Origin of the sequence: Dulcicalothrix desertica PCC 7102 (assembly GCF_003991905.1) — a bacterium.
GTDB classification, from domain to species: domain Bacteria; phylum Cyanobacteriota; class Cyanobacteriia; order Cyanobacteriales; family Nostocaceae; genus Dulcicalothrix; species Dulcicalothrix desertica.
On record NZ_RSCL01000017.1, the window covers coordinates 18,612 to 33,327 of the forward strand.

Sequence of the window (14,716 nt, forward strand, 5' to 3'; positions counted from 1 at the left end):
GGCATCCCTGCCCGTCCTATGTCTACTGTCTATTGTCTATATCTAAGTACCCTATAACTAGGTACCTTATATATGAGGCGGGCAAGGATGCCCGCTCCACAATACAAGCTCCACAATACAAAACAAATAGATAGTTTATTTTTTGGAAACTGATTGCTTACCATAAAAGTTGTATCTGAATTAGAGCAATAAATATCTCTATCAAACGATGTAGAGACGCGATATATAATTCTGTTCGCCTAATATCTGGTATTATATATTACTATTTTATCTAAGTGTAGTTCAATCCAACTACTGTTAAAAATCGATTTATAAATACGGTTATGCACTTTTAAACAACCTTGGTGCTTAATCAAAAGTCCTGATAAAAGCAATTCTCTTTCTTCTGGACTGTCAACTGCGGCAACTTCGACCTGTTGCAATACTTGTTTATAAATTTCTAGTAGTCGAGCAGGTTGGTGTTCACTTCTCAGGATGCGGTCGCGAATAGTTATTAGATGCTCTGGCTGGTCTTGGCATTCCCAATTATCTAAAATCGACTCCTGCACTAAGTTTTGAATCCATTCTGCTTCTTGATTTGTGGGAATAGGAGATGAAGAATTGCGAATCAGCTTACAAAGTTTTTGAGTTAGAAAAGGCTGACCATTTGTCCAAAGTAAAACTTCTTTCAGCACCACTTGTGGATTACTAACTTTCTGTGCTAATCCATGAAGCAAAGGTTGAGCTTCATGGTCTTTAAAACCTTCTAGCTGAATTGCTTGACCAATATTAAAAGGTGTTCTTTTATAATCTACTATAAATTCTGTTGGTGTTGCTACTCCTAATAGAACAAAGGTTAAACGCCGATATTCCAGATTAATGGTACGTTGGTTGTAGCAGAAGCGGATGAAAGCAAAAAAATCATTAACTGGAAAATTTGAACCTAAAATACTATCTATTTCATCTATAAAAATAAAAATTTTCTCACTTTTAACTTCCTGAAGTAGAATATCTTCGATAAATAGACTCAAGCACTGGACGGGTAATAAATCTTGGTGTGAATTCCACCATGCTTTAAAATTTACCTTTGAGAGCAATCCAAAACTTCGCCATAACTCTACCGCTAACCCTTTATACCATTGGTTAGGGGTTATATTTTCACTGCCAAAACGGGTTAAGTCTATTGCCCCACAGCTAAACTTCTCTTGCTGAAGATGGTGCATCATGCGTACCATGAGACTTGACTTACCCATTTGTCGCGCATTTAAAATGTAGCAAAATTCCCCAAGATTTAATGCCTTATAAAGGTGACGGTCTGCGGCACGCACTACATAAGTGGGAGCGTCCATTGGTAAACTGCCTCCAACTTGGTAATCGTAGGTCGAAGGCTGTTCTGCATTTCTGAGCAAATCGTTTTCAAATACTAGTTTGGCTTGGGTGTCTTTAAGCACTTCTAGTGTTTGCGAAAGTTCTTGGGTACGCTCAATAACTTTTTGTTCTAAAGTTTGGTTGGACTCGGCTAATGCGAGATGTGCTTGCTGCAAGTTTATACTAAGGGCAGTTTTCTCTTCGTAAAGTTGAGCATTTTTTAAAGAAATAGCTGCTTGAGAAGATAATAGTTTTAATACTTTTAATCTCTCAAGTGTAAATGCACCTTTACTTAGACTATTTTCTAAATAAAGTAAACCAATGAGTTGACCTTGATTGATAATAGGTACACATAAAATAGATTGTGGTTGATTATTGATAATGTAAGGGTCGTTTGTAAATCTTCCTTGATGGACTGCATCATTTAAAACTACATCCTCCTTAGTTATTTCTACGTAATTAATTAAGGATATGGGTAGCTGATAATTTTTATTTATCTCTGTTTGAATGACTATAAACTCATCTTTGTTTATATTACCTTGAGCGGCAGTAAGTAATCGTTCTTGCTTTTTCAACAGAATAAAACCAGTTTGGGCGCCTGCATTTTCAATGACTATTTTCATTAAGTTTACCAGCAGACTGTCTAGCATAATCTCGCTAGAAATAGTTTGCAAGGCTTTCATCACTGTATCGAAATCGAGTGCATTAGAACTTTTAGTTAGTGATGTAATCGTCGATATAATTGGAGTTGTTGCTTCTAACTTTCTATTGAGTAATTGTGGGTATTTTTTATCTAAATCTTTTACCTTGGCAGCGGCGCCCCAAATTAAATAATGATAGCGAGCATTCTGCATATAAGCTTCAGCAATAGTAGTTTTGCCCGCATCTAGATAAAACTTTGCCGCTAACTCGTAGGCAAGAGCTTCTTCATGAATATATTTATTTTCTTGGGCAAGAGCAATCGCTTTGTCATAACAATCTGCTGCCTTAATTTCTCGTCCTAAAATTCGATACCGCTCTGCCTCTATAAGAAAAAACTTGTTTAAATGGTTCATTGGGGCATGATGCGCCCATTTTTTTATTTTATTTTGGCTTGCTTGCATTTTTCGATATAATCGCTTTTGCTCTACTTTGGAGGCATTCGTATATATTGCAAGTTGAATAAGTGAAGTGTAAAAATGATATGCTGGAACACATAGAGTTCCGACTAAACCATCTAAATATTTTTCAGCTATAGCTGCGTATTCAAGAGCTAGTTGGTACTTTTCAAACAAGTAACAAAGCATCAACTTATCAAAGTATAGCTGAAAAATCATGTTTTGGTTATTCTTTGCCTCAAGTTGACTCAGTGAGGTTTCTTCTTCATTATAAACTTGACCAACTAAACGATATGGACAATCAGAATATCCCATTAGATTTAAAACAGTTTGCCAAGTCATTAATATACTTTCATAATATAGCTCCTGCTTAAATTTATGAATAAATTCGTTGAATTTTGCTATTTCTTGAGAAACAAACCCTAACTCATTACCTACATAATAGAAATAGAAAGAGTGATTAAATCCACAATAACTAGCATATTGTAAATCTCCTATTTCTATTGCGCTGAAATAACTCTCAAGTAGAGATGGTAATGTTTGCCTAACATGTGAGTGCCAATGTTTGACAAAGCCATTAACTATATAAGTTACTTTAGGTCTAATTTTTTGAGCATTGAACTTGTCTAACAATTCTAATGCCAAATTACCGAAGTCAGAGCCAGTTCTAATATTTCCTAATCTACCGCAAAGAATTAGACCGTAACACGCATACGTCATTGCTGATAAATTTGTATTACCGTACTTAATCGATAAATTTACTCCTTTAAAAATAACTATTGGTAACAAGTTAGGAGTAGCGAAGTAAGCAGCAGGAGTAATAGCTGATAGAATCCGCATTATTGCTAGTGCTATCTTGTCGCTCATTTGGGGCAAGTCAATTAAATCTTCGATTCGTTTTCCGAGTAATGCTAGCTTTGTTTCTAATAGGTAAAGTAAAATATCAATTTTGCTGGGTTGTTTCGGTAAACTCACTCCTAAAAGCTTCAATGCTATTAGTCCCGTATCGATTGCTTTTTGTATTTGATTTTGTGTACTGTAAGCAGAAATTTTAACTTCATAGACTTTCACCTTGTCGAGCGGTATACTAGTTTTTTGTAGTACGACTGAGGCTAATTCCTCCATTTGGTCGAACTGACCGCATAAGTAAGCTGCCTCCACTGCTTCTACATACAGTGCTAAGGTTAAGTCATAAAGTCTTTGCCAGCTTTCTCCCAACAAGTTTATTCCTACCATCAAGTATCTTAATGCCCCTTCATAGGCCGTCGATGCTTTTGCTTTTTTTCCTGCCTTGAGATTTAATTGAGCTAAATTGTCCTTTTCTATTTGCTGTATAATGCAATTGCAGCCTAAATTCAGGTGGTTAACTATATTAAAGATTTTCTGCTCTCGTTGGAATGGTGTGTTTTCTAAAAGCAATCGCCCTACTTGATAATGCACGGCTTGCTTTTGGGCGCCAGGAATTAATGAATAAGCTGCTTGCTGAATGCGGTCGTGGGCAAACTTGTATTCGACGTTAACATCTGTTGCCAAACCTTGAATATCAAAATCGATTAATTTATAAGTATCGCTTAAAGGCAAAATTAGACCTTCTGCTATTGCTTGCCACAAGTCAGATGCAGTTTCTCTAGGAGATTTTTTATAAACAATTGCCAAGGTTTCGAGGTTGAAAGAGTTGCCAATACAAGCAGCTAGCTTCAATACCTCTTGCGTTTGTTCTCCCAATTGCCGCACCCTGCTAGCCATTAGTTCAACAACATTATCAGTTATTTCGCTGATCTGTATTTGTGCTAAATTCCATTCCCAGGCGCCACTTTGATAGTCAAATTTAAATAACTGTGTACTATAAAGTAACTTTAAAAACTCATTGATAAAGAATGGATTACCATGAGTTTTATCAAGTACTAATTTTGCTAATGGTTTAACCTCTTCAGTAGAAGCATTAAGAGTATCAGCAATTAACTGCGTAATGTTGGGTAAACTTAAATTGGTAAGTAATATGTCATTAACAGTTGCTCCAAGCTTCTTTATTTCATCTATCGTCAACATCAATGGATGACTTACACTAACTTCGTTATCTCGATAGGCGCCGATAATCAAAAAATAGCGATTGCATGAAGCTGTCATTAACAGTTCAATCAATTTTAACGAAGCAATATCGCTCCATTGTAAATCATCTAAGAACAGAACAAGTGGGTGTTCTGCTTGGGTAAATACTTGGATGAAGTTTTGAAACACCAAATTAAAGCGATTTTGAGCTTCTGCTGGCGCCAGTTCTGGTACTGTTGGTTGTTGACCAACAATTAATTCCACTTCAGGTATCACATCAATTATCACTTGTCCGTTGGCGCCGAAAGCAGTTAACAGCTTTTCTCGCCAAGTATCAATTTTGACTTGGCTTTCTGTAAGTAATTGTTGAATTAAAGAACGAAACGCTTGAACGAACGAACTATAAGGAATATTTCTTTGAAATTGATCGAATTTACCCGAAGTAAAGTATCCCTGCTGCTTCGTAATTGGTTTATAAATTTCCTGCACTAGAGATGACTTGCCAATGCCAGAATATCCTGTCACCAGAATCATTTCATTACCCTGACTAACGCGCTCCATCGCAGCTAACAAAGTGTTAATTTCTTGCTCTCTTCCATAAAGCTTTTGGGGAATTTGAAAGCGTGAAACATCATGTTGACCCAGCTTGAAGGAGTTAATTTTCCCTGTATGCCATTGCCTTCTACATTCCTCCAAATCTGCCTTAATTCCATAAGCACTTTGGTAGCGGTCTTCGCCATTTTTTGCCATTAATTTTAGTAATATCTCAGAAATTACTACAGGAATGTCTATATTGTGATTGTGCGGCGCCACAGGTTGTTTAGCAATATGGCAATGCACCAATTCCAACGCATCTTGAGTAGGGAAGGGTAACGTGAGAGTTAGTAATTCGTAGAACGTGACTCCCAGCGAGTAAAAATCTGTGCGATAATCAATAGCGCGATTCATCCTTCCAGTTTGCTCTGGAGAAATATACGCGATGGTTCCCTCTAGTAAATTTGGATTGCGGAAAGTTGAAACTTCTTTGGGAAGAACTGTAGAAATGCCAAAGTCGATTAGTTTAAGTTGACCTGTTTTCTGATTCCAAACAATGTTAGATGGATTGATATCTTTATGTATAATATTTCGCTTGTGTACCTGACCGAGAATGTCAACAATTTCAATAGCAAGCGGTAGAAACTCGTTTAAAGTAAATTGTTTACCTTGCATTAATCTTGTCAGGGATTGACCACCAAAATCTTCTAATACCATCAGCCATTGGTGCCGCTCGCTTTCTAAGCTGTAGACATCTATGGTATTTCTTAAGCTAAGATTTTTAGTTATTTCATACTCGCGTTGGAACTGAGCTAGTATTTTTGGGCTAGGATAAGCGGGTTTGAGAATTTTGAGAATAACTTGCTGGTTATCTACTTTTCGCTGCGCGCGGTAAATCAACGAGCTTTCGCTTTCGTAAATTATTTCCCTACAATCATAACCTAAAATATCCATGTACTTTAATACTCTAAATTGTAGGGATGCAATTTCTAATCAATACTACTCAGTTAATAATTATAATCCCCCCAACCCCCCTTAATAAGGGGGGCTTAAACTAGCTCTTTTCCCCCAAAATGCAGAGCTTGAACTAGCTCTTTTCCCCCCTTATTAAGGGGGGTTAGGGGGGATCAGTCATGATATAAAAATTTTAAACGAGCAGTATTTCATTTTTATCATATCAAAATTTTGTTCATCAAAATATTACTTATTTTTTTAAATAATATAAATAAAATATATTTACTTTTCAATCGCTATATGCTTCTGGAAATATTGCCGATACAGATGACAACTAAGTGCGGCTTTATTTTCATATAACTTAATCACGCCCATACTTTTTAACTTATAAGCCAAAATTGGTTCTAATTGTACGGGTTGGGGGGAATTTATGACATGATCAAGAGCCAGAGCCAAGTTTGGCTGTTCTTGCAAAATAGCCCAAAGACGCTGTAAATGGTGGGAATAAATTCCGGTACATGTAGGAGCGGTTTCCAAAAGTTGTGCTAGATTGATTTCGCCAACACTAAGATGATAGATTGCTGTATGTATTAGTGAGGGGTGTCCTCCAACCATTGCCATCAAAAGCTTTGCTTCAAGGTCTTGCTTCCAGTTAAGTTTATAACGTTGGGCTAACTGCTGTACCTGTTCTAGATTGAACTCATTCAAAACAATTGGTAGTCCCACATTAAAAGGCGATTGGTTCAGCTTTAAGGGAATATATATCTCGGTTGACTTGACTATAATTATACGCAGCTTTTGCCATATCGGTAGCCTTTTAGCTTCTTCGTACCACGAGCGCAATAAAGGTAAAAAATCTTTGGCTACCGTAGGATACTCAAATATTTGATTCACCTCATCCAAAGCCAATACGATAGGAGAATTTATATGCTCTAGGAGATAATCTTGAAAATATAAGGTGCTGCTTAGTTTGCTGCCTAAGTCTTCATCCCAATATTCGTCTAGTTTTGTTTCGAGTTGCAACTGACGGGTGACACTAGCACATAACCAGCGCAAGAAGCGATTTGGTTCGCTCAAAATTGTTGAGTCAACTTGCTCAAGGTTTAAGCTAACTGTATGGTAATTGATGCTATTAGCATAGCCTAAAATTCTCAGCAGTAGTGAGGTTTTCCCCATTTCTCTAGGCGCCCTAATTCTGATTAAGGCGCCTCCTTTAATAATCTCTTGACAAATAATATCTTTTAGGGCAGAGTCTTCAATATAAAAAGGAGAGCCAAGAGGAACTGAGCCACTAGGGAAGCAAGGCAACATATCTTGGCTTACATTTTCAGAAGAGCTTGCAGGAAGTTGCTCATTGGGCAAAGTCTCCGCATTTAAACAAGCGGCATAGTTCTCTAACAAGAAACGACAATTTTTTTTGGTAACGCGCCTGTCAATAAGTGTAGACAGTCTTTGCCACAAAAGAGGCGCCACAACATTAGAAAGATATCCAGGGCTATAACCCCCCTCAGTAGCCATTTGGTTATAGCTCCAATCGTGCCAAATTCCCTGCAAAACCAAACGTTCTGCCGAATTAAGAGGGTGGCTTTGGATAGTAATTAGCCTGCTGTTAATAAGTTCAAGCAGAGAATCGAGATTCATGGAAGCCACAGGATATTTTAATTCCAGATATTTATATGAGATTTATATGAGATTTATATGAGATTTATATGAGATTGATGGATACGGCAATTGCTATAGTAAAGATAATTAAAAAATCATTAAGTTGATCTCGGACGAGCTACTCCCAGTTCAATCCTAATAATTTTAAGGTAAAAAAACATGTCTTGTGATGCAATCAAGGTAATTTATAGTATACAACCAGATTTACTGGTAGAGGCTGCTAACATCGCGGCTTTAGCATTCCCCGAAACTGAGTACAAGTTATTGTATCGACAAGCTAGCTGTTTAGATGCAGCTTTTATGTTTCCACCAAATCAATATAGCTTGTTGGCTCAAAAAATTGGTAGTAATAATTTATCTATAACTTTCAAAAAAGAAAAAAATATAGGCAAAAACGTTAATTTCAGTGTGTGCTTTTTCCCAAAAATTAATACGATGACCTTATCAGGGTACTACTCTAAAGGAATGGCTCATTTTATTTATACGCCATTTAATAATCATAATTGGTTGAATGGCAAAGGATATAAAATTAGTACTCCTGATTGTGTTGGAGAGAAATTCGAGTTTTTGGCGCCGAAGTTTTACGCATTTTTGGAAGAATTTTTTATTGGGTAAAGCTGAACACCTTTATTTAAAGTATGAAACTAGAATATGCCTGTAGTATAAACCAACGTTGTATTTTGATGGTACGTGCGGAGGCGGGAGCGATTGCACATCCTAATTTAGGTGAGGAAATATACACTGCTTGGGTAGAAACAATGGACTTAGCAAGTCCTAATCATGTTGATTTGAACGATTGGATTGATGTACTAACTGTTAAATATCAAGTTAGTCCAATCAGTCTGCGCGCGCTGTTTGAGGCAATTAGATTGATTATTAATTGGTATGGCCAGGCATGATGTAGAGACGCGATATATCGCGTCTCTACAATACGTATGATTTACATACAAATTAGGCTTTTACCTACAACCATCGCTACCGCAATAAGCAGTTTCTTGCACTAATGTTGACTCCAACCAGTTGGTTTTAGCTGCCGAGTATTGCTGGTCGTTACCAAGAGTTGCACTAGCAATTGCCTCAATTGGAATTTTGGGTGTACGGTCAATATATAACAACCCATTTGCTTCTTGGAATGTATCGGTAAGCTGGGTGTAGCAGAAACCACTAAACATTTCAACGCGATTTACTACTGTTAACAGCCCACTGTACCGCATTTGTAGCTCAGAAATATTTGAACTTCGAGCATATCCCCAGGTGCTATTAGTTTCATGTTCCTGGGTGTAAGCAATGCCACCAAATTCTGTTAACATTACTGGCTGCCCGTTGTGAGCATAGTTATCTAGAGTGAGAACTCTTCCTCCAGGACGTTCGCGGTTTAACAAGTCAGATAACTTAACTTCATCCCCATAACGTTTTGCCAAGGTCGTTGGGTTATTGTCATAGTCGTGAATAGCAAGAATATCTGTGTCGGTGCTTTCCCAACCATCGTTACCAATTACTGGACGAGTTGGGTCAAGGGTCTTGGTTAAGTGATACATTGACAAGACGTAATTTCGATGAGCTGCTGTATCTGTTAAATTAGGAACTCCCCAAGATTCATTGAACGGAACCCATGCCACAATACAAGGGTGACTAATATCTCGCTTAATAACTTCAGTCCATTCGCGCGTCATGCGTTCTACAGCTTTTGGTGTAAAGCGGTAAGCACTTGGCATTTCTTCCCAAACTAATAGACCTAGTACATCTGCCCAATATAAGAAACGGGGGTCTTCAACTTTTTGGTGCTTACGTACTCCATTGAAACCCATTGCTTTAACTAGTTCTACATCACGACGTAACGCTTCATCACTCGGCGCCGTCATTAATGACTCTTGCCAATATCCTTGGTCAAGAACCAAGCGTAAATAATAAGGGCGCCCATTGAGCATAAAGCGGTCACGCTGAATTCCTACCGCGCGCATTGCTGTGTAAGATTTTACTTCATCTAAAAGTTCATCCCCATCCCAGAGTTGAATGGAAGCATCAATTAAATTTGGTTTCTCTGGACTCCACAGCAGCTCGTTCCGGTAATCATCAATACCTGGGTCAGATAAAGCGATACGACGGTGGATTTCTCCCTTAAATACTGTATATGTATCGTTTACTAGAACATTATCACCGACGCTGAGTTTTACTTTGATTTGTAAATCGTTTTGGCGCTCACCTTGAATAAACGCTTCAAAACCAATTTCCCAGCGCTCCATGTGGGGTGTCCACTGGATGCTATCTATATAAGTGGCGCCTACACGTTCGAGCCAAACTGTTTGCCAAATACCACTCGTGCGAGGATACCAAATACTATGGGCGTCCAGTTGCCAGTCTTGTTTACCACGAGGTTTCGCTAAGTCGTGGGGGTCATCATGTGCCCAAACTGTTACTTTTGTGATGCCACTGTCTGTAAGCATGTCGGTGATATCAAAAGAGAAAGATGTATGTCCACCTTCATGCTCTCCCACGAACTCGTTGTTTACCCAAACGCGCGCACGATAGTCAACCGCACCAAAGTGTAATATTAGTCTTCCCTCGGAAGGAGGAGTTTGAAATTCCCTCTCATACCAGCAATTTGGATGAAAACCCGTATCAGCAATCCCACTTTTGATAGATTCAGGTGCGAACGGAACTTCGATATTATTAATCCACTGCTTGATATTATCCGGCTTCGTGCATTTCCCTTCATCGTCAAATGCGAATTTCCATTGACCATTTAGGCTTTGCCAATGCTGTCGCTGTAATTGCGGACGTGGATAAGCAGTTTGTCTTGGGTTGAAATTTATATTTTTATCGCTACTCGAAGTGAGCTTCACTTCTTGTTCATGCAATTCTAACAAGTTCATCACTATTTACTCCTAGTGGTGATAGAACAAATGTTTTAAATCTAGATAAGCGTGATTTCTTGGACAAAATCACGTTTTTCTGTTTTTACAAGCTTTAGTAGTCTGCCATGTCCATTTTGGTTTTGATTAACAACCGCAAAGGACGCTTCATAGCGCAAAGGAAGTGAAAAACTCGTTGATTGTTGGCTTTGAATGCTTTGTACGGCGGAGTACTAAGTGATGTTATTGAATACTACATTTATACAGCAGTGCCAAAAAATAAATTATCGAGTACGTGCGTGCTTAGAAGCGCTCGTGGCGCCAAGCCAAAAGTCGGCTTTTGTATTTTAACCCTTTTGAAGGGTCAATAGTTCCAAACCTGTAAGCCTCACTTACCCTGTATAGTAATTTATTTAATTGCTTAACTCGTGACATTATTACACACAAATACACGAATAGTTATCAAAATCTGAGAAAATTAAATTAAAATTTTGCTGCACTCATTTTTCCTTTGCCCAATTAATAATTGTATTGTGGGAAACACCCGTCTGCCGCTCTATTTCCCGAAATCCTATACCTCTATTGTGCAGTTCCAAACACTGTTGCTTGATATCATTGCTATAACCTGACGGCGAATAGCTTTCCAGAAATTGCTTTCCGCAGTCTTTACAAAGATACCGCTGTTTGCTATGCCGATGTCCGTTCTTGGAAAGGCGCCGGGAATTACAGTGTGGACATATCATTACCTTCATTACTTGATTGTGCAAATCATCCATCAACTCATCCCCAGCATAAGGACGTAGATAAGCAATCATTAACTCTTCAATTTGCTGAAAAATCTCTTCACGACGTGGTTCTGGGTTGCGAAGGGCGACTACAAGTAAAGCATTTGCAGCTTGAACACATATTTCGGCAACCAACTGACACTTTTCTAAGCTTAACTTTGGGTTACGTGCGTGTAGTAGCTTTGCCTGGAAATCTATACCTTGTTGCGTCAAACTATCATCGATGGTTTGGAACATCGCGTTAGAAGTAAAATACTGAATGAACAGTAACCGTGATGTAGGCTCGTCAAAGATTTCTTTGAATATCTTTAACATCGTTTTGATAAACGTTTCGAATGGCAGTTCGGCGATATTAAGGCTACTAAGTTTTGCCCAGGCAGTATGAACTCGTTCAAGATGACGCAGTTCTAAAGCTTGAAAAATAGCTAGTTTATCGGGAAAAAACTGATACACGGAACCGATAGCCGTTTGTGCGCGTAAAGCTATATTATTCATCGTCGCAGCATCAAACCCAACTTCATCAAATACTTCTACTGCTGCATCTAAAATTCGCTCAACACGTTCTTGACCACGCTTTTGCTTAGGTTGGCGCCTCATTTTAAGGTTTTCTTGGGGGTCTTGAGGAGGTAGGTTCATGTCATTAAATTTGATGAGTTGGTTTGCAACGGATACAACGGATAGGTTAATCTTTACAAACAAAAGTATGGTGCGTGGAGGCTACAAAATTTTAAAACGAAGCGCAGTACTGGCAGCCTTCACGCACCCTACTCATTTTTTGTGTAAGGTATTGACAAATGTGAGTCATTACTCATATTTTAAGAAAGAAGCACCGTAGCGTCATATTTTAAATCTTTTTTATTGCTCGTATTAAACACGGAGTAAATATTTATGCCGATGTTAGAAGGCGCCCCTTGGTTATTGGCACATAAATCAATGCTGCAAGTCAATAAGCCATTTAAGGTATCGTTGTATGGTAATGACTATGTACTATGGAAAGATGGTTTTGGTAATATCAATGCTTTACCTAATGCTTGTCCACATATGGGCGCCATGTTGAGTGAAGGATGGTGTGAGGTACAGGCAGATAAAACGAGTGTGGTAGTTTGTCCGTTTCATGCGCTGGAGTTTGATGGTGAAGGATGTACAGTTTTACCTGGTTCAAATAAAAAGACTTTACCGCAGTTGGCACCTTTAGAGTTAATTATCCAAGGTGATTTTATTTGGTCGTATGGAAATACTGAACCAAAACAGCCTATACCTAATATTTTAAATGAGATAGCCGCAGAGTATGAATTGATTGGATGTACAGCAGATACCAGCATTGAAACTAACTTAATGTCGCTGTTGCTAAACATGCACGACTACAATCACCAAAACGGTACGCATCGTTCATTATTCAAGATTCAAGAAGTCAATTTTGAAAAGTTTATAGATAATGGGCATCATTCACATGCTTACTTTAGTATGCCCGTTGCGCTTACCGATTTAAAAGAAAAACTCAGCAACCCTGGTTTATTCATGTTTCCCAAAGTACTTAATGCTCACCTTGAAAACTATTTTCCCTCACTTGCAGTACTTCATGGTGAAACAGGCGCCGGGAAATTCAAACAAATTCATGCGTTTATTCCAGAGTCACCAACAAAGTCACGCACTTATGCAATAATGTTTGGTCTAGCAAAAAACCCAATATTCAAATTGCTTAAATTCAAATTCCTAGATTTAGTCAAAGTCGTAATTGAACAAGACTCAGATATCTTAGGAAAAATTTATCCCAACACACCACAAAAAATAAAACTCAATAACGAAGTTGGCATGGACTGGGTACGACGTAACTATGATAACTACCCTCACATCGTCGAACCCAATTTATCTAAAAAATAAACCTCTTGTAGAACAGTCTTGTGGAACAGTCTTGTGGAACAGTCTAGTGGAACAGTCTTGTGGAACAGTCTTGTGGAACAGTCTTGTGGAACGGGCATCCCTGCCCGTCCTTTCCATCAAGGGACAGGCAAGGATGCCTATCCCACAAGAGAATGTAGCAAACATAACTAGTAAATCTATCCGTTAAATCCGTTAAATCCGTTGCCAATCTTCTTACAACCCTATTTAAACTCAACAATCAAAGTAATATAAATCACAAACATCATCTAAAAACACAACTAAAAATTTAACCGGAATGTTCAACTATCGCGTGAGGAGTTACTAGACAGATTTAGCTAATCGTAAATACTTATATACTATCTAGAGTGAGTTTAACACTTGCTGCGGATAGTATAGCCCACGTTTTTATTTACTTATAGATAATCGACCATATTTATAATAAGCAGCACAGGCGCCTTCATTAGAAACCATACAAGTACCGATTGGGTTTTCTGGTGTACAAGCGGTGCCAAAAACTTTACATTGCCAAGGTTTGAGAACTCCTTTGAGTATTTCTCCACATTGACAAGCTTTATGGTCGGCAACTTGATTGTTAGGAATAGCGAATTTTGCTTCGGTGTCAAAGCGTGCGTATTTAGGACGAATTTTTAAACCTGAACTAGGAATATAACCTAAACCTCGCCATTCAAATTCAAAGCGCACCTCAAATACTTCATTCATTGCTGTAATTGCTTGAATGTTTCCTTGTGTTTGTACAACACGACTGTATTGATTTTCTACTTCGCAGCGATTTTGTATTAATTGCTGTAGTAACATCCAAATTGATTGGAGAATGTCTACTGGCTCAAAGCCGGATATAACAATAGGTATATTATAGTCTTTAGCGATAAAATTATACGGGTTACAGCCAATTACCATGCTGACATGACCAGGTCCAACGAACCCATCTAGTTGTAAATCTGGGTTATCGAGTAAAGCTTGTAATGCCGGAATTACTAGTACGTGATTAGAAAATAAACTAAAATTATGAAGATTTTCTGAGAAAGCTTGCTTAATTGTGTAGGCAGTGCTAGGAGCAGTAGTTTCAAAACCAATACCAAAAAAAACAATTTCTTTATTAGGATTATCTCTGGCTATCTGTAAACTATCTAATGGTGAGTAGACCATACGAATATCGGCGCCTTCTGAAGAAGCTTGTAATAAACTACTCTTAGAGCCGGGAACCCGCATTGTATCACCAAAGGTTGTAAATATGACATTTGGGTGTTTAGCTATAGCTATAGCATCATCAAGTTTTCCTTTTGGCATTACGCATACTGGACAACCTGGGCCATGAATTAATTCGATTGTTTCTGGTAAAGCATCTTCAATACCATATTTAAAAATGGAATGCGTATGTCCACCACATACTTCCATAATTTTTATACGTCTGTTTAATTTTTTTGATAATGTTTCGATTTCACGGAGTAATATTTCTCCCTTTTGGGGTTCTCGGTATTCATCAACGTACTTCATATGATTTTGAGTTTTATATTAATTTAATAGTCTAAGTTGT

Annotated in this window: 8 protein-coding genes; 3 read left to right on the forward strand and 5 right to left on the reverse strand. The window is 38.0% G+C overall.

The window, feature by feature from the left end:
* Positions 1-239 precede the first annotated feature (239 nt).
* Together DSM106972_RS31115 and DSM106972_RS31120 are read right to left on the reverse strand one after the other, a co-directional pair.
* Positions 240-5,981, reverse strand: a complete 5,742-nt coding sequence (locus DSM106972_RS31115) for an AAA family ATPase (protein WP_127084330.1) — start codon at positions 5,979-5,981, stop codon at positions 240-242.
* A 282-nt stretch (positions 5,982-6,263) separates the two neighbouring features.
* Positions 6,264-7,622, reverse strand: coding sequence for an AAA-like domain-containing protein (locus DSM106972_RS31120; RefSeq protein ID WP_127084331.1), 1,359 nt, complete (start codon positions 7,620-7,622; stop codon positions 6,264-6,266).
* A 180-nt stretch (positions 7,623-7,802) separates the two neighbouring features.
* On the opposite strand from DSM106972_RS31120, the gene DSM106972_RS31125 reads away from it, so the two are divergent.
* Entirely contained in the window at positions 7,803-8,258 is a 456-nt protein-coding gene (locus DSM106972_RS31125; protein ID WP_127084332.1) for a hypothetical protein, read from the forward strand.
* 23 nt (positions 8,259-8,281) lie between these two features.
* Positions 8,282-8,542, forward strand: coding sequence for a hypothetical protein (locus DSM106972_RS31130; RefSeq protein WP_127084333.1), 261 nt, complete (start codon positions 8,282-8,284; stop codon positions 8,540-8,542).
* 60 nt (positions 8,543-8,602) lie between these two features.
* Here DSM106972_RS31130 and DSM106972_RS31135 read toward each other — a convergent pair whose 3' ends face one another.
* Entirely contained in the window at positions 8,603-10,516 is a 1,914-nt protein-coding gene (locus tag DSM106972_RS31135) for a glycoside hydrolase family 2 protein (RefSeq protein ID WP_127084334.1), read from the reverse strand.
* Positions 10,517-10,995: 479 nt separating this feature from the next.
* Positions 10,996-11,916 carry a TetR/AcrR family transcriptional regulator gene (locus DSM106972_RS31140; protein WP_201800807.1) on the reverse strand — a complete coding sequence of 307 codons (921 nt, stop codon included), beginning with the start codon at positions 11,914-11,916 and terminating at the stop codon, positions 10,996-10,998.
* 252 nt (positions 11,917-12,168) lie between these two features.
* On the opposite strand from DSM106972_RS31140, the gene DSM106972_RS31145 reads away from it, so the two are divergent.
* The gene (locus DSM106972_RS31145) at positions 12,169-13,161 is read left to right on the forward strand and encodes a Rieske 2Fe-2S domain-containing protein (RefSeq protein ID WP_127084335.1); all 993 of its coding nucleotides are present in this window, start codon (positions 12,169-12,171) and stop codon (positions 13,159-13,161) included.
* A gap of 405 nt (positions 13,162-13,566) precedes the next feature.
* Here the strand turns inward: DSM106972_RS31145 and hypD are convergent, their stop codons facing one another.
* The gene (hypD, locus tag DSM106972_RS31150; RefSeq protein WP_127084336.1) at positions 13,567-14,676 is read right to left on the reverse strand and encodes a hydrogenase formation protein HypD; all 1,110 of its coding nucleotides are present in this window, start codon (positions 14,674-14,676) and stop codon (positions 13,567-13,569) included.
* Positions 14,677-14,716: the final 40 nt, after the last annotated feature.